Origin of the sequence: Streptomyces sp. NPDC045431, assembly GCF_040646655.1 — a bacterium.
In the GTDB taxonomy this organism is placed as follows: Bacteria; Actinomycetota; Actinomycetes; order Streptomycetales; family Streptomycetaceae; genus Streptomyces.
This window is the reverse complement of record NZ_JBEZAQ010000004.1, coordinates 351903-373320: the sequence shown is the minus strand read 5'-3', so window position 1 is coordinate 373320 and position 21418 is coordinate 351903. Positions and strand designations below refer to the sequence as shown.

At 71.5% G+C, this 21418-nt stretch carries 21 protein-coding genes; 12 read left to right on the top strand and 9 right to left on the bottom strand.

Features of this window, described 5'->3' with window-relative positions; translation table 11 throughout:
• Position 1: 1 nt before the first annotated feature.
• Together AB0A69_RS12760 and AB0A69_RS12755 are read left to right on the top strand one after the other, a co-directional pair.
• A complete protein-coding gene (locus AB0A69_RS12760; protein ID WP_361419310.1) occupies positions 2 to 694 on the top strand; it encodes a class I SAM-dependent methyltransferase in 693 nt (230 codons plus the stop codon).
• 35 nt (positions 695 to 729) lie between these two features.
• Positions 730 to 1308, top strand: a complete 579-nt coding sequence (locus AB0A69_RS12755) for an HAD domain-containing protein (protein WP_361419307.1) — start codon at positions 730 to 732, stop codon at positions 1306 to 1308.
• An 86-nt stretch (positions 1309 to 1394) separates the two neighbouring features.
• Here AB0A69_RS12755 and sodN read toward each other — a convergent pair whose 3' ends face one another.
• A complete protein-coding gene (gene sodN / locus AB0A69_RS12750) occupies positions 1395 to 1790 on the bottom strand; it encodes a superoxide dismutase, Ni (protein WP_020130742.1) in 396 nt (131 codons plus the stop codon).
• 141 nt (positions 1791 to 1931) lie between these two features.
• On the opposite strand from sodN, the gene sodX reads away from it, so the two are divergent.
• On the top strand, positions 1932 to 2357 hold the full coding sequence (gene sodX / locus AB0A69_RS12745) for a nickel-type superoxide dismutase maturation protease (RefSeq protein ID WP_361419302.1): 426 nt from the start codon (positions 1932 to 1934) through the stop codon (positions 2355 to 2357).
• Here sodX and AB0A69_RS12740 read toward each other — a convergent pair.
• A complete protein-coding gene (locus tag AB0A69_RS12740; RefSeq protein WP_361419299.1) occupies positions 2261 to 2890 on the bottom strand; it encodes a CGNR zinc finger domain-containing protein in 630 nt (209 codons plus the stop codon). The two genes, sodX and AB0A69_RS12740, sit on opposite strands and share 97 nt — an antisense overlap.
• Before the next feature lie 73 nt (positions 2891 to 2963).
• On the opposite strand from AB0A69_RS12740, the gene AB0A69_RS12735 reads away from it, so the two are divergent.
• Positions 2964 to 3725, top strand: a complete 762-nt coding sequence (locus AB0A69_RS12735) for a class I SAM-dependent methyltransferase (RefSeq protein ID WP_361419296.1) — start codon at positions 2964 to 2966, stop codon at positions 3723 to 3725.
• A 54-nt stretch (positions 3726 to 3779) separates the two neighbouring features.
• Here the strand turns inward: AB0A69_RS12735 and AB0A69_RS12730 are convergent, their stop codons facing one another.
• Genes AB0A69_RS12730 through AB0A69_RS12720 form a run of 3 tightly spaced genes read right to left on the bottom strand, consistent with a single transcriptional unit; the run spans position 3780 to position 6509 of the window.
• Complete coding sequence (locus AB0A69_RS12730) at positions 3780 to 4541, bottom strand: amino acid ABC transporter ATP-binding protein (RefSeq protein ID WP_361419293.1); 762 nt, start codon at positions 4539 to 4541, stop codon at positions 3780 to 3782.
• On the bottom strand, positions 4538 to 5470 hold the full coding sequence (locus tag AB0A69_RS12725; protein WP_361419290.1) for an amino acid ABC transporter permease: 933 nt from the start codon (positions 5468 to 5470) through the stop codon (positions 4538 to 4540). Before AB0A69_RS12725 ends, AB0A69_RS12730 begins: the two co-directional genes overlap by 4 nt.
• 46 nt (positions 5471 to 5516) lie before the next feature.
• The gene (locus AB0A69_RS12720) at positions 5517 to 6509 is read right to left on the bottom strand and encodes an ABC transporter substrate-binding protein (RefSeq protein ID WP_361419287.1); all 993 of its coding nucleotides are present in this window, start codon (positions 6507 to 6509) and stop codon (positions 5517 to 5519) included.
• A 606-nt stretch (positions 6510 to 7115) separates the two neighbouring features.
• On the opposite strand from AB0A69_RS12720, the gene AB0A69_RS12715 reads away from it, so the two are divergent.
• The 7 genes from AB0A69_RS12715 (at position 7116) to AB0A69_RS12685 (ending at position 14360) form a co-directional block, all read left to right on the top strand.
• Entirely contained in the window at positions 7116 to 8345 is a 1230-nt protein-coding gene (locus tag AB0A69_RS12715) for an NADP-dependent malic enzyme (protein WP_361419284.1), read from the top strand.
• Positions 8346 to 9014: 669 nt separating this feature from the next.
• Positions 9015 to 9587, top strand: coding sequence for a phosphoesterase (locus AB0A69_RS12710; RefSeq protein WP_361419281.1), 573 nt, complete (start codon positions 9015 to 9017; stop codon positions 9585 to 9587).
• A complete protein-coding gene (locus AB0A69_RS12705; RefSeq protein ID WP_361419278.1) occupies positions 9584 to 11137 on the top strand; it encodes an alkaline phosphatase D family protein in 1554 nt (517 codons plus the stop codon). The genes AB0A69_RS12710 and AB0A69_RS12705 overlap by 4 nt, the downstream gene beginning before the upstream one ends.
• A gap of 54 nt (positions 11138 to 11191) precedes the next feature.
• Positions 11192 to 12157: a zinc-binding dehydrogenase gene (locus AB0A69_RS12700; RefSeq protein ID WP_361419275.1), complete on the top strand. Its 966-nt coding sequence runs from the start codon at positions 11192 to 11194 to the stop codon at positions 12155 to 12157.
• Positions 12158 to 12211: 54 nt separating this feature from the next.
• Complete coding sequence (locus AB0A69_RS12695) at positions 12212 to 13549, top strand: cellulase family glycosylhydrolase (protein WP_361419272.1); 1338 nt, start codon at positions 12212 to 12214, stop codon at positions 13547 to 13549.
• Between the two features lie 32 nt (positions 13550 to 13581).
• On the top strand, positions 13582 to 13791 hold the full coding sequence (locus tag AB0A69_RS12690; RefSeq protein ID WP_056794174.1) for a helix-turn-helix domain-containing protein: 210 nt from the start codon (positions 13582 to 13584) through the stop codon (positions 13789 to 13791).
• A complete protein-coding gene (locus tag AB0A69_RS12685; RefSeq protein ID WP_361419269.1) occupies positions 13791 to 14360 on the top strand; it encodes a Clp protease N-terminal domain-containing protein in 570 nt (189 codons plus the stop codon). The genes AB0A69_RS12690 and AB0A69_RS12685 overlap by 1 nt, the downstream gene beginning before the upstream one ends.
• A gap of 158 nt (positions 14361 to 14518) precedes the next feature.
• Here the strand turns inward: AB0A69_RS12685 and AB0A69_RS12680 are convergent, their stop codons facing one another.
• Positions 14519 to 15400, bottom strand: a complete 882-nt coding sequence (locus AB0A69_RS12680; protein WP_361419266.1) for a helix-turn-helix transcriptional regulator — start codon at positions 15398 to 15400, stop codon at positions 14519 to 14521.
• 1 nt (position 15401) lies between these two features.
• A complete protein-coding gene (locus tag AB0A69_RS12675; RefSeq protein WP_361419262.1) occupies positions 15402 to 16241 on the bottom strand; it encodes a DUF4097 family beta strand repeat-containing protein in 840 nt (279 codons plus the stop codon).
• Positions 16242 to 16395: 154 nt separating this feature from the next.
• Here AB0A69_RS12675 and AB0A69_RS12670 point away from each other — a divergent pair, with 154 nt between their 5' ends.
• Entirely contained in the window at positions 16396 to 17268 is an 873-nt protein-coding gene (locus AB0A69_RS12670; RefSeq protein WP_361419259.1) for a hypothetical protein, read from the top strand.
• Here the strand turns inward: AB0A69_RS12670 and AB0A69_RS12665 are convergent.
• Together AB0A69_RS12665 and AB0A69_RS12660 are read right to left on the bottom strand one after the other, a co-directional pair.
• A complete protein-coding gene (locus AB0A69_RS12665; RefSeq protein ID WP_031076920.1) occupies positions 17186 to 17371 on the bottom strand; it encodes a DUF6104 family protein in 186 nt (61 codons plus the stop codon). The two genes, AB0A69_RS12670 and AB0A69_RS12665, sit on opposite strands and share 83 nt — an antisense overlap.
• An 85-nt stretch (positions 17372 to 17456) precedes the next feature.
• Positions 17457 to 21347 carry a multifunctional oxoglutarate decarboxylase/oxoglutarate dehydrogenase thiamine pyrophosphate-binding subunit/dihydrolipoyllysine-residue succinyltransferase subunit gene (locus tag AB0A69_RS12660; RefSeq protein ID WP_361419256.1) on the bottom strand — a complete coding sequence of 1297 codons (3891 nt, stop codon included), beginning with the start codon at positions 21345 to 21347 and terminating at the stop codon, positions 17457 to 17459.
• Positions 21348 to 21418 lie beyond the last annotated feature (71 nt).

Below are 21418 nucleotides of genomic sequence, written 5' to 3'. Positions count from 1 at the left end.
CGTGCTCGCCCAGGCTTCCCCGTGGCACGCCCACGCCCTCCAACGCACCGCCGCCGGACGCGCCGAACCCCTGTCCGTACCCGCCCGGATGGAATGGACCACGAGGCCCGGCCAGGGGCCCGGGGTCGAGATTCTCGACCCCGATCTGCGCGGCAAGCGGCTCCTGGAACTCGGCTGCGGCCCCGGTCACAACGCCGCACACCTCGCCACCCGCCACGGTGCCCACGTCACCGGCGTCGACCTGGTCGGCCTCCAGGTCCGCCGCGCCCGCTCCCACTACGGACGGCTGAACAACCTCACCTTCGTGGCCGGCCACGCCTTGCACTACCTGCACGCCACCGCCGAGCAGTTTGACGCGATCTACTCCGTCTTCGGAGCCATCGGCCTCGTCGCCCCCGAACTGCTGCTGCCAGCCATCGCCCAGCGCCTCACGCCCGGCCGGTTGCTGGCCTTCTCCGTCCCCCACCCGCAGCGCGGCGGCCGAAGCCCCTCGGGGGACGACCGGCCTCGCCGCGACTACGTCAACCTTCCCGACCGCACCCGGCTCCCCGTCGCCCGCTGGGAGTTCTCCACGGACCGGTGGGAGAAGCACCTCAGCCGAGCGGGTTTCTGGCTCACCTCTGCCCAGGAGTTCCACGACCCCCGCATGGGCCACTGGCCCACGACCCTGCTGATCCACGCTCGCAAGCTCTGATCAGCCATTCGCCCCGGCTTCCCATGGAGGAACCGATGCGCTCGCCCTACCTGCTCCTCGACATCGACGGCGTCTTCGTACCCTTCCCCGACGTGCACGGCTCGATCCCGGCCACCCACGTCCGCCACGACGTCGTCCCCAGCGGCCGCACCGCCGACACCCCGGTCACCGTCTGGCTCCACCCCGACCACGGCCGCCTGCTCATGGACGTCATCCGCACCGGCTTGGTCACCCCGGTCTGGTGCACCAGCTGGCGGCAGGACGCCACCACCCTGATCGGCCCTCTCCTGGGTCTCCCAGACCTGCCGTACGTCGACCTGCCGCGCCCCCAGATCACCACCAGCCACCCCAACGGCTACCTCTGGAAGCGTGACCACGTCGGCGCCTGGCTGGCAGACGCCCCCGCCGTCTGGATCGACGACGACTTCACCGGCCTCGACCACGCCTGGGCCGCGGAGCGCACCACCCGTGGCTCGGCGACCCTGCTGCTCCAACCTGATCCCCGCGCCGGGCTCCAGGCTGAACACCTGGCCGAGGCCCGGGCGTGGGCGGAGCGGTTGCTCGCTGTGCGGACCGCTGAACCCGTTGGGCCGAGCGACATCGAGGAGGCCTGACGCGAACCGTGGCCGGGCGAACAAGGCCGCACCCGGCCCCCATAGGAGGCCGGGTGCGGTCTTTTCGGGAAAAGAGGGACCTGGGGTCAGGCCTTCTTCGTCTCCCAGAAGATCTTGTCGATCTCGGCGATGAGCTCCAGCGCCTTCTCACCCGTCTTCGGGTCCGTGGAGGCCTTCGCCGCCGACAGGGCCTTCAGGGTGTCGTTGACCAGCTGGTGCAGCTGCGGGTACTTCTCGAAGTGCGGGGGCTTGAAGTAGTCGCTCCACAGCACCGAGACGTGGTGCTTGGCCAGCTCCGCGCGCTGCTCCTTGATGACCGTGGCGCGGGCCTGGAAGTGCGGGTCGTCGTTGGCGGCCATCTTCTCCTGGACGGCCTTGACCGACTCGGCCTCGATGCGGGCCTGGGCCGGGTCGTAGACACCGCAGGGGAGGTCGCAGTGCGCGCTGACCTTCACCTTCGGGGCAAACAGGCGGGAGAGCATTGAGCTGTCCTTCCTCGTGATCGTCTTCTCAGGTGGGACATTACTCCGTGGGGGACCGGTTTTCGCGGGCGCCCCCGGGTGCTTAGGACAAAAGTCCAGGGTCACCATGGGACTCGTGGAGGAAGGACCGGAGGTACCGGAATGGCGGAGCAGGGGCGGGGAACGAGGGTGTCGTTCGGGATTGCCGAGGTCACCGGGGTTTCCATGGTGCCGACGCTCCGGCACGGGGACCAGCTGCTGGTGCACTACGGGGCGGAGCTCAGGGCCGGGGACGTGGCGGTGCTGCGCCACCCGCTCCAGCAGGATCTGCTCGTCGTGAAGCGGCTGGCCGAGCGGCGCGCCGACGGCTGGTGGGTGCTGGGGGACAACCCCGACGCGGACGTGGTGGACAGCCGGGCGTTCGGCGCGGTGCCCGTCGAGCTCGTGCTGGGCCGGGTGCGGATCCGGTACCGGGGCATCCGGCCCGGGCGTCAGCGGTCGCTCGGGGTGGTGCTCGCCTGGCTGGTGTCGGCGGTGCGGCCGGTGCCCGCCGACCGCTCGGTCTCCAGGCGCTTGCGGGCCCGGTAGGCGGCGACGTTGGCGCGCGTGGCGCAGCGGTCGGAGCAGTAGCGACGCGAGCGGTTGGTCGAGGTGTCCAGGTACGCGTTGCGGCACGGCGCGGCCTGGCACAGGCCCAGCCGGTCGGCGCCGAACTCGGTCAGGTGGATGGCGAGGCCCATCGCGGCGATGGCGGCGTACCCGGCGGTCGCGTTGGACGGGTGGTCGGCCAGGTGGAGGTGCCAGCGCGGCCGGCCCTCCTCGTCGAGGTAGTCGTGGCCGGAGATCTGCGGGCTGACCGGGAACTCCAGGAGCAGTGAGTTCAGCAGGTCCACGGCGTGCGTCTGGTCGCCGGCGTCCGCCGCCGTGAAGACCGCGCGCAGCCGGGCCCGTACGGAGCGGAATCGGGTCACGTCCGCGTCGGTGGCGCGCCGCGCCATCTGCGACGCCTCGCCGAACAGCGCGCGTACCGCCTCCACCGAGGTGAGGGAGTCCTTGTTGCGCGCCGGCTCCTCGGTGTTCACCAGCCGAACGGCGTAATCCGAGTAAGAGGCCAGTTCCACTTGTAGTCCTTACGCCAGCGGTCTAAGGTCCTGTAAGAGACCCATCTCCTACGAGGGTATTACGGAGGTCGTGGTGACGGAGGCGTTCACGGGCACGGACTGGCGGGCCTGGCAGGAGAGCTGGGACCGCCAGCAGGAGTGGTACATGCCCGACCGTGAGGAGCGGTTCCGGGTCATGCTCGACATGGTGGAGGCGTGCGTCGGCCCGGCGCCGCGGGTCCTCGACCTCGCGTGCGGTACGGGGAGTATCACGGACCGGCTCCTCAGAAGGTTCCCGGACGCCACCAGCACCGGCGTCGACCTCGACCCCGCGCTCCTCACCATCGCCGAGGGCTACTTCGCCGGAGACGACCGGGTCCGGTTCGTCCGGGCCGACCTGACCGACCCCGCGTGGACCGAGGCGCTGCCGTACGACACGTACGACGCCGTCCTGACCGCCACGGCGCTGCACTGGCTGCGGACCGAGCCGCTCGCCGCCCTCTACGGGCGGCTCGGCGGTCTCGTCCGCGAGGGCGGCGTCTTCATGAACGCCGACCACATGCGCGACGCGTCCACGCCCCGCATCAACGCCGCCGAGCGTGCCCACCGCCACGCCGCCATGGAGCGCGCCAAGGCCGCCGGCGCGCTCGACTGGACCCAGTGGTGGGAGCTCGCCGCCGAGGACCCCGTCCTCGCCGCGCCGACCGCCGAGCGGTTCGCGATCTACGGCGAGCACGCCGAGGGCGACACACCCTCCCTGGAGTGGCACGCGCGCACCCTGCGCGAGGCCGGGTTCGCCGAGGCCAGGGCCGTGTGGGCCTCGCCCTCGGACTCGCTCGTCCTGGCGCTGAAGTAGACCGGACGCGACGAAGGGCGGTACGGGTGTCCCGTACCGCCCTTCATCCGCGTACTACAGCACCTTCGACAGGAACGCCTTCGTCCGGTCGTGCTGCGGGTTGGTCAGGACGTCGCGCGGGTTGCCCGACTCGACCACCACGCCGCCGTCCATGAAGACGAGCGAGTCGCCCACCTCGCGGGCGAAGCCCATCTCGTGGGTGACCACGACCATGGTCATGCCCGACTCGGCGAGGTCCCGCATGACGTCGAGGACGTCACCCACCAGCTCCGGGTCGAGCGCCGACGTCGGCTCGTCGAAGAGCATGAGCTTCGGCTCCATCGCCAGCGCGCGGGCGATGGCCACGCGCTGCTGCTGGCCGCCGGAGAGCTGCGAGGGGTAGTTGCCGGCCTTGTCGGCCAGGCCCACGCGGTCCAGCAGCTTGCCGGCCCGCTCGCGGGCGACGGCCTTCGCCTCGCCCTTGACCTGGATCGGCGCCTCCATGACGTTCTCGAGGGCCGTCATGTGCGGGAAGAGGTTGAAGCGCTGGAAGACCATGCCGATGTCGCGCCGCTTGAGCGCCACCTCGCTGTCCTTCAGCTCGTACAGCTTGTCGCCCTTCTGGCGGTAGCCGACGAGCTCGCCGTCGACGTACAGCCGTCCGGCGTTGATCTTCTCCAGATGGTTGATGCAGCGGAGGAAGGTCGACTTGCCGGAGCCGGACGGGCCGATGAGGCAGAACACCTCGCCCGCGGCGACCTCCAGGTCGATTCCCTTGAGGATGTGAGCGGCGCCGTAGGACTTGTGGACGCCCTCGGCCTTCACCATGGCGGTCATCGGGCCACCTCCGGGCGGCGGAACGTGGAGAGGGTCGTCTTGACCTTCTGCCAGGGGGTGGGCGGCAGGCTGCGGCTGGAGCCGCGCGCGTAGTACCGCTCCAGGTAGAACTGGCCGACGCTGAGCACCGAGGTCATGATCAGGTACCAGGCGGCGGCGACGAAGAGCATCTCCACCGGGGCACCGGACGTCTGGCCGATGTCCTGCGCGTTGCGCAGCAGCTCGTAGTACTGCACGGCCGCCACCAGCGAGGTCGTCTTCAGCATGTTGATGACCTCGTTGCCCGTGGGCGGCACGATCACGCGCATCGCCTGCGGGATGACGATCCTGCGCAGCGTCTTGCCGTGGCTCATGCCCAGGGCGTGGGACGCCTCGGTCTGGCCCTCGTCGACCGCGAGGAGGCCCGCGCGGCAGATCTCGGCCATGTACGCGGCCTCGTTGAGGCCGAGGCCCAGCAGCGCCGTCAGGAACGGCGTCATGAAGTCGGACCACTCGTCCTTGTAGACCGGGCCGAGGTTGATGTACTCGAAGACCAGGCCCAGGTTGAACCAGAGGAACAGCTGGACCAGGACCGGGGTGCCCCGGAAGAACCAGATGTAGAACCAGGAGATGGAGGAGGTCACCGGGTTCTTCGACAGCCGCATCACCGCGAGGATGATGCCGCCGACGATGCCGATCGCCATGGACAGGATGGTCAGCAGGAGCGTCTGGCCGACGCCCTCGATGATCCGGTCGTCGAAGAAGTAGGTGGGGACGGCGTCCCAGTTGATCTTGCCCTGCGAGAAGGCGTAGACGATCGCGACGAAGGCCGCGATGGCGACGAGCGCGGTGACGTACCGGCCGTAGTGGCGGACCGGGATCGCCTTGAGGGCTTCCGGTCCGGCGGGCGGCGTGGCGTCCGCCGCGTCCGTCTTCTTGATGTCAGTCACGGTGGTGCCTTTCAGAGGCCTACGCGGTGCTGGTGTGGCCGGCTGGTCAGGAACCGCCGTTGATCTTCGCTTCGGTCACCGCACCGGCGGCGACACCCCACTTGTCCAGGACCGTCTTGTACTCGCCGGTGGCGATGATGGTGTCCAGGGCCGCCTTGATGGCGTCGCGCAGCTGCGCGTTGCCCTTGGCGACGGCGATGCCGTACGGAGCCGCCTCGACCTGCTCGCCGACGATCTGGAAGTCCTTGCCGCCGCCCGAGGTCTTCACGGCGTACGCCGCGACCGGGTAGTCCGACGAACCGGCGTCGGCGCCGCCGGACCGCAGGCGGGTCTGGGCCTGCTGGTCGGTGTCGAAGGCCTCGATCGCGATCGGGCCCTTCTTCGCCGCGACGCACTTCGCGGACTCGCTCTTGGCGAGGTCCTCGGAGACGGTGCCGCGCTGCACGACGAGCTTCTTCTCGCACAGGTCGGCCCAGGTCTTGATGCCCGTGTCGACGCCCAGCTTGGTGTAGATCGAGACGCCGGCGCTGAAGTAGTCGACGAAGTCGACGCCCTCGCCGACCTTCTTCTTCGTCTCGGAGTCGATACCCATCTGGCGGTCCTTGGTGTCCGTCATCGCCGACATGGCGATGTCGTAGCGCTTGGCGCGCAGACCGGTGATCAGGGTGTCGAAGGTGCCGTTCTCGAACTCGAACCGCACGCCGAGCTGCTTGCTCAGCGCGTAGGCGAGGTCCGGGTCGATGCCCGTGATCTTGCCGCCCTTGTCCTTGAACTCGACCGGCGGGTACGCGATGTCCGAACCGACCTTGATGACGCCCTTGTCGCGGATGTCCTTCGGGAGGAGGTGGGCCAGCGGGTGCGGCACGGCCGGGGCGGCCGCGGCTTCCTTGCCGCCGGACTTGGCGCGGTTGGTCTGGTCACCGCAGGCGGTCAGCAGCATGGTGCCGGCGACCGCGATCGCGGCGACCGCGGCCATTTTGGACGCGTGCGGCGTCCGGGCCCTCGCTGCGGTCGTACTGCGGGTGGTGCTTGCGGTCATGGTCGGTTTCCTCCGGCTCAAAAGCGGCGTATGAGGGGTGGCCCATCGTCGGCACGGTGGTCGGGGCACGCACCTTCGGGTGTCGCGACCTCGTGTGATTACCGGCATCTTGCCATTCGGACTAGCCCGAACAGGGGCCTCCGCATGTCAAAATCGGATAACGGGAGACCCCCGAACCCCAACAGGCCGGTACATCAGGGCCGGACCTTCTACGGGGTTGCCTTCATCCGGCCGGAAAATCTCCGGTTGATCTCGTCATATGGACGGGATTGCGGTCGCAATCCGGGTGGCGTGCGGACTTGTCCAGATATTCGGTCATGAGTCGCACCTTCGCCACCTGGGGGAATACAGAAGCGGCGGCGTCCTCCGATTGTCCGGTGTCTTGGCTCACCGGATACCGACTCGTCCACGGACAGGTCCGTCCGGTAAGAAGGACCTTTACACCCCTCATCCGGGGCTCAGGGCGCGTGTGCGGCGCGTCCGACGCGTCCGTACCTCCTCCCGGCAGGGCAGTACGCCCGGCCGGGGCGCGGACGCGGTGCCCGCCCACCCCTCCTCAACCAGGAGTGGCCACCCTCAACTGTAAAGACTTAAGGGGTCAAACAAATGGCAGCGGAGATCGTCAATCCTCGCACCGACAGCGGTGCCGGTGCGGAGGGCTCGGCCGACGAGTCCTTCGACCTGGACATCGACCCGGCATTCGCCCTCCACCGGGGCGGCAAGATGGCCGTCCAGGCCACGGTGCCGGTGCGGGACAAGGACGACCTGTCCCTCGCGTACACACCCGGCGTCGCCAAGGTGTGCAGCGCCATCGCCGAGCGTCCCGAGCTCGTGCACGACTACACCTGGAAGTCCCAGGTCGTCGCCGTCGTCACCGACGGCACGGCCGTACTGGGACTCGGTGACATCGGTCCGGAGGCGTCGCTTCCGGTCATGGAGGGGAAAGCGATCCTCTTCAAGCAGTTCGGCGGCGTCGACGCGGTGCCGATCGCTCTCGCGACGACCGACGTCGACGAGATCGTCGACACCGTCGTCCGCCTCGCGCCCTCCTTCGGCGGAGTGAACCTCGAGGACATCTCGGCGCCCCGCTGCTTCGAGATCGAGCGCAAGCTCCAGGAGCGCGTCGACATCCCGATCTTCCACGACGACCAGCACGGCACCGCCGTCGTCACCCTCGCCGCGCTGCGCAACGCCGCGAAGCTCACCGGGCGGACGCTCGGCGACCTGCGCGCCGTCATCTCCGGCGCCGGCGCGGCGGGTGTCGCCATCGCCAAGATGCTGCTCGAGGCCGGTCTCGGTGACGTCGCCGTCGCCGACCGCAAGGGCATCGTCAGCCGCGACCGCGACGACCTCACGGACGTCAAGCGCGAGCTCGCCGAGCTCACCAACCGCGCCGGGATCACCGGCTCGCTGGAGACCGCGCTCGCCGGCGCGGACGTCTTCATCGGCGTCTCGGGCGGCACGGTGCCGGAGGCGGCCGTCGCCTCCATGGCGCCGAACGCCTTCGTCTTCGCCATGGCCAACCCGAACCCCGAGGTTCACCCGGACGTGGCGCACAAGTACGCGGCGGTCGTCGCGACGGGCCGCTCGGACTACCCGAACCAGATCAACAACGTGCTGGCCTTCCCCGGCATCTTCGCCGGTGCGCTGCAGGTCCGGGCCTCCCGGATCACCGAGGGCATGAAGATCGCCGCGGCGAACGCGCTGGCCGATGTGGTCGGCGACCAGCTGGCGGCCGACTACGTGATCCCGTCGCCCTTCGACGAGCGCGTGGCCCCGGCGGTCACGGCGGCCGTCGCGGCGGCGGCGCGCGCGGAGGGCGTGGCCCGGGCGTGACGCTCGCCGCGTGACGCCTGCCGCTGTGGCGTAGCTGGTTTCGAGGGCCGTGCCGCATCCCTGCGGGGGTGCGGTACGGCCCTTTCGCGTGTCCGCGGGTGCTGCGCGGTGCGGTGCGGTGCTTGCTGTCCGGTGGGCTTCGGGCGGGTGCCGGGGGCTCCGGTGGGGGGTACTCGGGCTCTCGTTCACCGCGCTTCGCGCGAGTTCAGTCGTTTTACGCCCGAGCACCCCCCACGCTCCGCCCCCGTCCCCCTCACGTGGTCGGTCCATCCCTCCGTGGGTGGGGCCGTCAGCCCGGTGGGCGGCGCGCAGCTGTCGCGCTCCGGGTGTGGGGGCGTCAGCCCTCACGTACACCTCCCCCCTCGGGGTCTGGGGGCGCAGCCCCCAGTTACGGAAAGTGGGGGTCCCCCCGCGCCCGCAGGGCGTAGGGGGAGGGGTGGGCGAAAGTCCCGCACCGCCCCGGGATCCGGCCCCGGCCGTTCCGGGGTGCGTGGGCGCAGCCCCGCCTTTCTCAGGGGCCCTGGCACCTGCGCCGGCGCCGTGGGGCTTGGACTTTCCGTAGGGGTCCTTGGACCGGGTTCGCAATGTTCGTCCGTGGGCTTCCGTCGGTTCATGTGCGGCTGCTGTGATGCAGCGCGCCAAGCCCCACCCGACGCAGAGGAGGCGCGAGTGAACCTGGTCGTCAACGGTGACGCCGAGAGCGGGCCCGGAGGGACCGCCGAACCCGTCGGGGCCGTGACCGGCTGGCGGGTCGTGCAGGGCGCGCCCGCCCTCGTCGCGTACAGCTACGGCGGGGGCTACCCCACCGCCTCGGACCCCGGCCCCGCGCAGCGCGGGAGCCGGTTCTTCTCCGGCGGGAACGCGCCGCGCACCGCGCTGGTGCAGGACATCGTGCTGCCCGCGACCGGCGCCACCGGCCACGCGGCCGTCGACGCGGGACAGGTGCGGTACGCCGTCGGCGCCTGGCTCGGCGGATACGCGTCGCAGGAGGACGGAGCGCGGCTCTCCGTGGAGTTCCGGGACGCCAAGGGGACGCCCGTCGCGCTCAGCGTGCTCGGGCCGGTGACGGCCGCCGAGCGCAAGGGGCGGACGGGGCTCGTGGAGCGGAAGGCCGCCGCGGCCGTGCCGCCCGGCGCCAGGACCGCGCGGGTGCTGCTCGTCCTGACCCGTACCGGGGGCGGGACCTCCAACGACGGGTACGCCGACGGGATCACGCTCACGCTCACGGGGGTACAGAAGTGACGCTCGACCGACGCACCCTGCTCAAGGCCGCCGGGGCCGCCGGCGCGCTCAACGTGGTCTGGCCGCTCAGCGCCGGCCTCTCGCCGGCGCAGGCCCGCGAGGCCGCCGAGGTGCTCGGCGCGGAGTACGACCCGGCGCCCTTCACCCTCGGCGTGGCCTCCGGCGACCCGCAGCCCTCCGGCGTCGTGCTGTGGACGCGCCTCGCGCCCGAGCCGCTCGCGGCCGAGCAGCGGCTGCCCGAGGTCGTCGAGGTCGAGTGGGCGGTGGCCGAGGACCAGGCCATGAGCCGGATCGTCGCCAGAGGCAGCGCGCCCGCCTCCGCGACGCTCGGGCACAGCGTCCACGTCCCGGTGCAGGGCCTGAGCGCGGGCCGCCCCTACTGGTACGCCTTCAAGGCGCTGGGCGTGACGAGCCGGGTCGGCCGGACCCGGACCGCGCCGGTCGGCGCCGTCGCGCGCGTACGGTTCGCCGCCGCCAACTGCCAGGCGTTCCACGACGGGTACTACGCCGCCCACCGCGGCATCGCCCGCGAGAACGTCGACTTCGTGGTGCACCTCGGCGACTACATCTACGAGCACGGGCCGGTCGGCGGCGACCACGTACGCGACCACGAGGGCCCCGCGGTGTTCACGCTCGCCGACTACCGGCGCCGCCACGCCCTCTACAAGGGCGACGCCTCCCTGCGCGAGGCACACGCCGCCCACCCCTGGTTCCTCACCTGGGACGACCACGAGGTCGCCAACGACTACAGCGGTACGGGCGGCGGCGCGCCCTTCCTCCAGCGGCGGGCGGCCGCGTACCAGGCCTGGTACGAGAACATGCCGCACCGGGACGGCGGCGAGTCCGCGCTGCCGGACCCGGTGATCCACCGCACCCGCCGCTGGGGCGACCTGCTGGAGCTGACGGTCCTCGACCTGCGCTCGTACCGCTCGGCGCAGAACCTCGCGGACGGCACCATCCTGGGCGGCGCCCAGAAGGCGTGGCTCAAGGGGAACATCGACCGCGCGCCCGACTCCTGGCACGTGTGGGCGAACTCCATCATGCTCAGCCAGCTGCGGGGCCGGCCGGGCGGCTCGTACATGTTCACCGACCAGTGGGACGGCTTCCTGGCGGAGCGGAAGGAGGTCCTCGGCCATGTGCACAGCAGCGGGCTGGAGGACCTGGTGGTGATCACGGGCGACTGGCACTCGGCGTTCGTCGACGACGTCCGGGTGGACTTCGACGACACGTCGTCGCCGCTCGTCGGGACGGAGTTCACCGCCCACTCCGTGACCTCGGGCGCGTACTCCGCCGACTGGAACGCGACCAACGGCCCCCTGATGGGCAAGGCCAACCCGCACCTGAAGTACTTCGAGGGCAATCGGTACGGCTACGACGTCTACGAGGTCACGCCGGAACGCTTCTCCGCCCATATGCGGGTGATCGCCGACCGCCGCGACCCGGTGTCACCGGTGACGACGCTGACCTCCTTCCACGTGGACCGGGGGAAGGCCGGCTCGTACGAGGACCCGGCGACGAAGTCCTCGCCGGCGCAGTGGCGCAGGGACTGACATCACACCGGTGCGCGGTTCCGCCGCGCACCGGTACCGCCCTAACCTCGGGTCATGTTCGCTGCCTACGCCGCCAAAATCGACCGCGACCAGCCCCTGAACGGCCTTGAGCTGGGCGAACGCCCGGAGCCCGAGGTCCGCCCCGGCTGGACCACCGTCACTGTCAAGGCCGCCTCCCTCAACCATCACGACCTGTGGTCGCTGCGCGGGGTGGGGCTCGCCGAGGACAAGCTGCCGATGATCCTCGGCTGCGACGCCGCCGGCATCGACGAGCAGGGCCGGGAGGTGGTCCTCCACTCGGTCATCGGCCAGAGCGGGCACGGCGTCGGACCGGACGAGCCCCGCTCCATCCTCACCGAGCGCTACCAGGGCACCTTCGCCGAGCGCGTCACCGTCCCGGCGTGGAACGTCCTGCCGAAGCCGAAGGAGCTGTCGTTCGAGGAGGCCGCCTGCCTGCCGACCGCGTGGCTGACGGCGTACCGGATGCTGTTCACCAACGCCGGTGTCCGGCCCGGCGACTCGGTCCTCGTGCAGGGCGCGGGCGGCGGCGTCGCCACGGCCGCCATCGTGCTCGGCAAGGCGGCCGGGCTGCGGGTCTTCGCCACCAGCCGCGACGAGGCCAAGCGCGCGCGGGCGCTGGAGCTGGGCGCGGTCGAGGCGTACGAGCCCGGCGCGCGGCTGCCGCAGCGGGTGGACGCGGTCATCGAAACCGTCGGCGCGGCCACCTGGTCGCACTCGGTGAAGTCGCTGCGGCCCGGCGGCACGGTGGTGATCTCGGGCGCGACGAGCGGCGACCGGCCCTCGCACGCCGAGCTGACCCGCATCTTCTTCCTGGAGCTGAAGGTCGTGGGCTCCACCATGGGCACCAAGGACGAGCTGGAGGACCTGCTCTCCTTCTGCGCTGCGACGGGCGTACGGCCGGTCATCGACGAGGTGCTGCCGCTGGACCGGGCGCGCGAGGGCTTCGAGAAGATGGCCGCCGGGGACCTGTTCGGAAAGATTGTCCTCACCACGTCTTGATGGAGCGTCAGCCGCGCTGATGGGATCTCCGGCACCCGATGCCGGAGGTCCCCCATGCGCGCTCTCGCACTCGCCCTCTCCGCCCTGCTGGCCCTCGCTCCGGCCGCGCACGCGGATACGGACACCACCGACATACCCCGCCTCACCGACGACCGCGGCCGCGTCCTGACCCTGCGCGGCTGGAACGTCGAGGACAAGACGCACCGCGGCGACGCCGCCCTGTCCGCCATCACCGAGAAGCACTTCCGCGACCTGCGCGCGCGGGGCTTCAACTTCGCCCGCCTGCTGGTCTTCTGGGACGACCTGGAGCCCCGGCCCGGCCGGTACAGCGAGGCGTACCTGCGCAAGATCGAGCGGATCCTCGACTGGGCGCACAGGTACGACGTCCACGTCGTCATCGACGCCCACCAGGACGTCTTCGGACCGGCCTTCGGTCACCGCGGCATCCCCGAGTGGGCCACGCGCACCGACGGGCTGCCCTTCACCCCGCACCCGGACGACTGGTTCGCCGAGTACTTCGAGCCCGCGGTCCAGCGGGCCTTCACGCACCTGTACGAGGACGAGGACCTGCGGCGCGCCCAGGCGAGGATGTGGCGGGTGCTCGCCGACCGCTTCAAGCACCATCCGGCGGTCCTCGGCTACGACCTCATCAACGAACCCATGGGTGAGCTGCGCGAGGGCGAGGACCTGCCGGCGGCCGCCCGCCGGATCGAGCGGGAACAGCTCACCCCGATGTACAACCGCCTGGCGGACGCGGTCCGTTCGGTCGACGACCACACCTGGGTCTTCGTCGAGCCGACCCCGATCGTGGGGGAGGGCGTGCCGACGGGGCTGGGGCGGGTCGAGGACCCGAAGGTCGTCTACGCGCCGCACTTCTACAACACCGCGATGGAGGCGGGCGCGGACTACGACCCGGAGGCCGGCTGGATCGAGGCGTACGAGGCGGCGGTGACGGCGTACCCGAAGGAGTACCGGGTGCCGGTGGTGGTGGGGGAGTGGGGCCCGCTGAACAACTCCCTGCCCAACATGGGCCGCTTCTACCGCGAGGCGCTCGCCTCCCTGAACCGCTACAGCTCGGGGTGGGCGGGCTATGTGTGGTGTTACGGCGGCGGCTACTGCGCCGTCGACTCCTCGGGCGCCTGGCGTACGAACAAGGAGCAGACGGCCGCGCCGTACGCGGAGGCGGTGGCGGGCCGGGTGGTCGAGCAGAGCCCGTCCCGGCTGGTGTACGTCGCGGGTCGCGGCGGCGCCACGGAGCTGTCCCTGCCGAGCCCGAGCGGCTGGCGGGTGACGGTGGAGGGACGCGCGTGGGTGCTCCCGAGCCCGGCCGGGCGGGTGGTGGTGCGGGCGGTGCCGGGCGCGACGGTCACGGTGTCCGTCAACCGGGGTTGACGCTTCTGCTGATGTCAACGTAAGTTGACATCATGACGGAAGCAACCGATCTCGCCGCCCGCGCGGGCGACCGCGACCCCAGGGTCGGACTGCGTGCGGTCGCCGCGCTGCGGCGGCTGCTGGAGCAACTGGAAGCCGTACAGGTTCGCAGCGCCCGGGCCCAGGGCTGGTCGTGGCAGGAGATCGCGGCCGAGCTGGGCGTCAGTCGGCAGGCCGTACACAAGAAGTACGGGAGGCATTGATGTTCGAGAGGTTCACGAAGAGCGCCCGGACCGCGGTCACCGGCGCCGTCGCCCTCGCGGAGGGGGCCGGCGCGGACTCCGTGACGGAGGAGCACCTGCTGCTGGCCCTGCTGGACCTGGAGGGCGCGCCGTCCTCCGCGGCCTTCGCCGCCCTGGGCGTCGCGGGGCGCCGCGCGTCGGTCGAGGCCGGCCTGGCGGACGCCCGGCGGCGCGGCGGCCTGACCAAAGCGGACGCGGAGGCGCTGGAAGGCATCGGCATCGACGTGACCGCGATCGTCTCGCGCGTCGAGGCGGTGCACGGCGAGGGTGTCCTGGCGGGCGACCACGGCTCGAAGCGCTGGTGGTCGGGGTCCAGGCCCTCCTTCAGCCGCCCCGCGAAGGACGCCCTGGAACGCTCCCTGCGCGTCGCGCTGGGCCGCGGGGACCGCCACATCGGCGACGAGCACCTGCTGTTGGCCCTGACGGCCCGCCCGGGCGTGGTGGCGGACGTGCTGGCGGAGCACGGGGTGACGTACGCGGGGGTGGAGCGGGTGCTGGGAACTGCCGGGGGCGCGGCGAAGGCCGGCTGAGGCCTCCCCCCAGCCCCGGCCCCTGCGCCGGTCGGCGGTGCGGAGCCGGCCGCGCCCGGGCGCCTCACCCGTTCGCGTTCCGGGCCCCGGTGCGGCGGCTCCGCGCCGCGCGTTGCCGTCCGTGCCATGTGTGGCTCCGCGCCCGCGAGGCGCGGGCGTCAGTTGCGCGGCGCGCCGCGCAGCAGGGCCGCGATGTGGGCCGCCGCCGTCGAGAGGTGTCGGCGGGACTCGGCGAGCTGGGCCGGGGTGACGCCGTGGTCCCGGGCCGCGTCGCGGATGTCGTCGCGGAAGCGGTCCAGCAGGCGCTCCAGATCGCGGGCCGGGTTCTCCGTGGTCGGGATGTCCTGCCAGGCGGGCGCGTCGTCGGCCGGCTGGTCGTACGGGGGCCGGGGCGCGGTGGGAGCGGTCGGCGCGGCCGGGGGCGTACCGCCGAACAGGCCGCCCAGGCCGCCCAGGCGGCCCGTCAGGTCGGAGAGGGCCGCGGGCCACTCGCCCGTCGTCAGGTGGTCGTGGACCTGCTGCGCGAGGCGCTGGACCTCCTCGCGGGCCTTCTCCTGCGTCTCCTCGGCCTGGCGACGCGCCCACTTCGCCTCCTCGCGGGCCCTGTGGGACTCCTCCTTCGCCCGCCGGGCCTGCTCCCGCCAGGAGTCCTTGCGGGTCTCGCTCGCCGCCGCGCGCATCTCGCTGCGCAGCTTGCCCGCCGCGCCGCGCACGTCGGCGCGGATCTCGGCGGCGAGCTCGGAGACGGAGGCGCGGATCTCCTGCTCCAGGTCGGCCAGTTCGCCGCTGCGGCCGGCCAGCTCCGCACGGCCGGCGTCGGTGAGGGAGTACACCTTGCGGCCGCCCTCGGTGGTGTGCGTGACCAGCCCCTCGGCCTCCAGCTTGGCCAGCCGGGGGTAGACCGTGCCGGCCGACGGGGCGTAGAGCCCGTGGAAGCGCTCCTCCAGCAGCCGGATCACCTCGTAGCCGTGGCGGGGCGACTCGTCGAGGAGCTTCAGCAGGTAGAGGCGCAGACGGCCGTGGGCGAAGACGGGCGGCATGTCACAGCACCTTTCCGGGCGCGGACTCGGACGTGGTCTCGGGGCGGCGCAGCAGGGCGATGGAGCCGGAGACCGTGGTCGCCTTGAGGGTGCCCGTGCCCGCGCCGAGCGTGCCCTTGATGCTCTTGGAGCCCCACTGGCCGCCCACCCGCAGGTCGTCGAAGGCGCTGGAGAGTGCGCCGCTCGTGGTGTTCGCCTCCACCCGCGCGTCCGTCGGGTGCGGCATGCGGAGCGCGATCTCGCCGGAGACCGTGGTGAGCCGGATGTCGGTGCCCGGACCGGTGGGGTCGAGGTCGATGACCATGTCGCCGGTGACCGAGTCGGCGCGTACGGACGCGCCCGTGCCGTCGACGACCGTCAGGTCGCCGGAGACCGAGGAGAACCGCAGCCCGCCGGCGACCGCCTGCGCCTCCACGTTCCCGGAGACGGTCTCGGCGCGGACCGGGCCCGCGAGCCCGACCAGCGTGGTGTCGCCGGTGACGCCGCGTACCTCCGTACGCCCCCGGACGCCGGAGACCACGGCCTCGGCGCCCACGACGCCGACCTCCACGGAGGCGTCCGCCGGGACGGCGAGCGAGACGACGGCGCTGCGGTCGCGGCCCTTGCGGTCGAACCACTTGAGGAAGCCCTTCCAGGGCAGGTCCTCGTACGACACGGTGAGCGTCGAGCCGCGCTGGGTGACGATCAGCGGCGGGCCGTCGATCTCGGAGACCTCCAGCCGCGCCGGGCCCTCGTCGATGCCCACGACGTTGACCGTCCCGTTCACGACACGGACCTTCAGTGCGGTCACGGCGCCGTCGAGGGCGAAGGTGCGCGGCTCGGTGACGGACCACTCCGGCATGGGGCCTCCCTGGGGCATGACGCAACATATCGCGTCCGCTGTCGAAAACACGATATATCGCGGTGACGGTAAGTCAAGCGGCCCTCGCTCGGTGCGCGGCGGTGCGGCGTACGTAGCAGTACGAACCCGGGCGAAGTGGCCTAGCGTATGGGGCATGGACGCGACATCGACGGGCGCCCTGCTGCTGTGCCGGGCCGAGCCGGCGGTCGTACGGGCGCCGGCGCAGCTCCTGCGTGAACGCCTGCTCCTCACCGCCGCGGGCCAGGGCTGGAGCGTGCTCGTACCCGAGGGCCGGCCCTGGCTGGACGAGGGCGAACCGGTCGAGCGGGCCGCCGCGGGCTGGGCCGCGGCCCTGGGGGTCGCGGCGCCCTGGCCGGTGCTCGCGCTGTGGTGGGACCCGGACCGGGCGGGCTACACCCTGGCCTCCGGCTTCCGCCGTCCCGTCGGCTACACCTGGCTGGCCGACGGCACCCCCGCCGGCGAGGACGAGGCGATGCACACCTTCGCCGCCCGCCTGGGCCTCGACCCGGTCCTGGACGTCCAGGACCTCGAACCGCTCACGCGCCCCGACCGGGTCGCCGACGCCCGCGTCCGGCTGCTCGGCCTGCTCGCCGTCCTGGCCCGGCTGGACCTCGCACTGCCGCCCGGCCTCGCCCCCGGAGCACCGGCCGCCCGCCTGCGTACGGCCGCCGAGGAGCAGGGAGCCGACCCGGTGGAGTGGCCGGGCCTGCGCGAAGCCGTACGGGACGAGGTGCACACCCTCGGCGGCGCGGTCGGCGCCGACGACGGCTCCCCGGTCCCGAGGCTCCTCGCCGCCGTCCAGGTGGCGGCCGGTGTGCCGCTGCTCGCCTGGGCCCTGTCACGCCGCAGCGCCGGCTGGGCGGTCGCCAGCGCCCTGCTCATCGCCAACGGCGCACTGCTGAGCCTGTTGGCGTACGAGCGCTCTACAGGTCGTCGTCCTCGTCGTCGTCCAGCCGCGCCAGCCACGTCGCCAGACGCTCCACGGGAACCTCGAAGTCAGGGTTGAGATCGACGAACGTCCGCAGCTGCTCGGCGAGCCACTCGAAGGTGACCTCCTCCTCGCCGCGCCGCTTCTCCAGTTCCTCGATGCCACGGTCGGTGAAGTACATGCCCTCAGATTAAGTCAGTACGCCGGAGGGCCCGGCACCGCGATCAGCTCGCGGGGCCGGGCCCTCCGGTGCGTACGGGAACGGCTCAGGCCTCGAAGACCTCGTTGACCAGCTGGACCTGCTCGGCCTGGTGGCGCTTGGCCGAACCGACCGCCGGCGACGAGCTGTGCGGCCGCGAGATGCGGCGCAGGCGCTCGGCCGGGGGCAGGTCGGCGCCGACCGCCAGGTCGAGGTGGTCGATCAGGTTGAGCGCGATGAACGGCCAGGCACCCTGGTTCGCCGGCTCCTCCTGGGCCCACAGGTACTTCTCGGCGTTCGGGTACTTGGCGATCTCGGCCTGGAGCTCGGCACCCGGCAGCGGGTACAGGCGCTCGAGGCGGATGATCGCGGTGTCCGTCACACCGCGCTTCTTCCGCTCCGCGTCCAGGTCGTAGTAGACCTTGCCGGAGCAGAAGACGACCTTGCGGACCGCGTTCGAGTCCACCGAGGCGTCGCCGATCACCGGGCGGAAGCCGCCGGTGGTGAACTCCTCCGCCTTCGACGCCGCCGCCTTCAGGCGCAGCATCGACTTCGGGGTGAAGACGACCAGCGGCTTGTGGTGCGGGTTGTGCACCTGCCACCGCAGGAGGTGGAAGTAGTTCGACGGCAGGGTCGGCATGGCGACCGTCATGTTGTGCTGCGCGCACATCTGGAGGAAGCGCTCCGGGCGGGCCGAGGAGTGGTCCGGGCCCTGGCCCTCGTAACCGTGCGGGAGCAGCAGGGTGACGCCGGAGGTCTGGCCCCACTTCTGCTCGGCCGAGGAGATGAACTCGTCCACGACGGTCTGCGCGCCGTTGACGAAGTCACCGAACTGCGCCTCCCACATGACGAGCGACTCGGGCCGCGCCAGCGAGTAGCCGTACTCGAAGCCCATCGCCGCGTACTCGCTGAGCAGCGAGTCGTAGACGTTGAAACGGGCCTGGTCCTCGGAGAGGTACTGCAGCGGCGTGTAGTCCTCGCCGGTCACCTGGTCCACCAGCACCGCGTGGCGCTGGCCGAAGGTGCCGCGGCGGGTGTCCTGGCCGGCCAGGCGGACCGGGACGCCCTCCATCAGCAGCGAGCCGATGGCGAGGGTCTCGCCCATGCCCCAGTCGATCGTGCCGTCCTCGACGGAGGCCGCGCGGCGCTGCAGCTGCGGCATCAGACGCGGGTGGACGGTGATCCGCTCCGGGATGTTGACCTGCGACTCGGCGATCCGCTTCACGATCTCCTGGGAGACCGCGGTGGTGACGGCGACCGGGAACTCGGCCTGGACGTCCGGGACCGGCGCCGGCGAGGGCTGCGCGGTGGCCTCGCGGACCTCCGTGAACACCTTCTCCAGCTGGCCCTGGAAGTCCTGGAGCGCCTGCTCCGCCTCTTCCAGCGTGATGTCCCCGCGGCCGATCAGCGACTCGGTGTAGAGCTTGCGCACCGAGCGCTTCTTGTCGATCAGGGACACCATCTGCGGGTTGGTGAACTGCGGGTTGTCACCCTCGTTGTGACCGCGGCGGCGGTAGCAGATGAGGTCGATCACGACGTCCTTGTTGAACGCCTGGCGGAACTCGAAGGCGAGCCGCGCCACGCGGACGCACGCCTCCGGGTCGTCGCCGTTCACGTGGAAGATCGGCGCCTCGATCATGCGGGCCACGTCGGTCGCGTACATCGAGGAACGCGACGACTCCGGGGCGGCGGTGAAGCCGACCTGGTTGTTGATGACGATGTGGACCGTGCCGCCGGTGCGGTAGCCGCGCAGCTGCGACATGTTCAGCGTCTCGGCGACGACACCCTGGCCGGCGAAGGCCGCGTCACCGTGGAGGGCGACCGGCAGGACGGTGAAGTCCGTGCCGCCCTTGTTGATGACGTCCTGCTTGGCGCGGACGACACCCTCCAGGACCGGGTCGACCGCCTCCAGGTGCGAGGGGTTGGCGACCAGCGAGACCTTGATCTGCTCGCCGTCCAGGCCGGTGAAGGTCCCCTCGGCGCCCAGGTGGTACTTCACGTCGCCGGAGCCGTGCATCGACTTCGGGTCGAGGTTGCCCTCGAACTCCCGGAAGATCTGCGCGTACGACTTGCCGACGATGTTCGCCAGGACGTTCAGGCGGCCGCGGTGGGCCATGCCGATGACGACCTCGTCGAGGCGCGACTCGGCCGCCGAGTCGATGACCGCGTCGAGCAGCGGGATGACCGACTCGCCGCCCTCCAGCGAGAACCGCTTCTGGCCGACGTACTTGGTCTGCAGGAACGTCTCGAACGCCTCCGCGGCGTTCAGCCGGCGCAGGATGCGCAGCTGCTCCTCGCGCTCCGGCTTGGAGTGCGGGCGCTCGACGCGGTCCTGGATCCACTTGCGCTGCTTCGGGTCCTGGATGTGCATGAACTCGATGCCGGTGGTGCGGCAGTACGAGTCGCGCAGCACGCCGAGGATGTCGCGCAGCTTCATCATCGACTTGCCGCCGAAGCCGCCGACGGCGAACTCCCGCTCCAGGTCCCAGAGCGTCAGGCCGTGCTCGGTGATGTCCAGGTCGGGGTGCTTGCGCTGGCGGTACTCCAGCGGGTCGGTGTCGGCCATGACGTGGCCGCGGACCCGGTAGGAGTGGATCAGCTCGAAGACCCGCGCGGCCTTGGTGACGTCGTCGTCGTGCGACGCGTCGATGTCCTTCAGCCAGCGGACCGGCTCGTACGGAATCCGCAGCGACTCGAAGACGTCGTCGTAGAAGCCGTCCTCGCCGAGGAGGAGGTTGGCGACGATCCGCAGGAACTCGCCGGACGCCGCACCCTGGATGACGCGGTGGTCGTACGTCGAGGTGAGGGTCATCACCTTGGAGATGCCCAGCTTGTTGAGGGTGTCCTGCGAGGTGCCCTGGAACTCGGCCGGGTAGTCCATCGAGCCGACGCCCATGATGACCGACTGACCGGGCATCAGACGCGGCACGGAGTGGACGGTGCCGAGGCCGCCGGGGTTGGTGAGGGAGACGGTGACGCCCGTGAAGTCGTCCATCGTCAGCTTGTTGGCGCGGGCGCGGCGGACGATGTCCTCGTACGCCTGCCAGAACTCGAAGAAGCCGAGCGTCTCCGCCTTCTTGATGGCCGCGACGACCAGCTGGCGGTCGCCGTTCGGCTTCACCAGGTCGATGGCGAGGCCGAGGTTGATGTGCGGCGGCTTCACCAGGACCGGCTTGCCGTCCTTCTCCCCGAAGGAGTGGTTCATGGACGGCATGGCCTTGATGGCCTGGACCATCGCGTACCCGATGAGGTGGGTGAAGGAGATCTTCCCGCCACGGGCGCGCTTGAGGTGGTTGTTGATGACGATGCGGTTGTCGAACAGCAGCTTCACCGGGACGGCGCGGACGGACGTGGCCGTCGGCAGCTCCAGGGAGGCGTTCATGTTCTTCGCGACCGCGGCGGAGGGGCCGCGCAGCGGCACGTACTCGGGACCGGCGGGGGCCTCGGTCTCCGCCTTGGGGGCCGGGGCCGGGGCCGGGGCCGGGGCCTGGGCCTTCGGGGCCTCCGCCTTGGCGGCGGGCTTCGCGGCGGGCGCGGCGGCCGGGGCCTGAGCCGGGGCCTTCGCGGCGGGGGCGGGAGCAGCGGCCTGTGCGGGTGCCGCTGCTGCCGGCTTCGCCGGAGTGGCCGGGGCCGGGGCCTGGGCCTGGGCCGGAGCCTGGGCCGGAGTGGAGGCCTGGGCCGGGGCCTGGGCGGTCGGGGCTGCGGATTCCGTACCTGCTGCGGATTCCGTACCTACGGCCTCGCCCGCGGGCTTGTCCGCCGTGCCGGCGGCACCCGGCTTGTAGTCGGCGAAGAAGTCCCACCAGGCGCGGTCGACCGAATTCGGGTCCTGGAGGTACTGCTGGTAGATCTCGTCGACGAGCCACTCATTGGCACCGAAGGCGGCGGCGGGGCTCTGAGGCCCCTGGCCGTCTTGGTCGGTCGAGATGCTCGGGTTACTGGGGGACTGAGACGACACGGCGGCAACCGCCCTCTTCCGCTTCACAAGGTGATGGACAGCGGAAATAAAGGCTACGCCTCCCCGGCCTG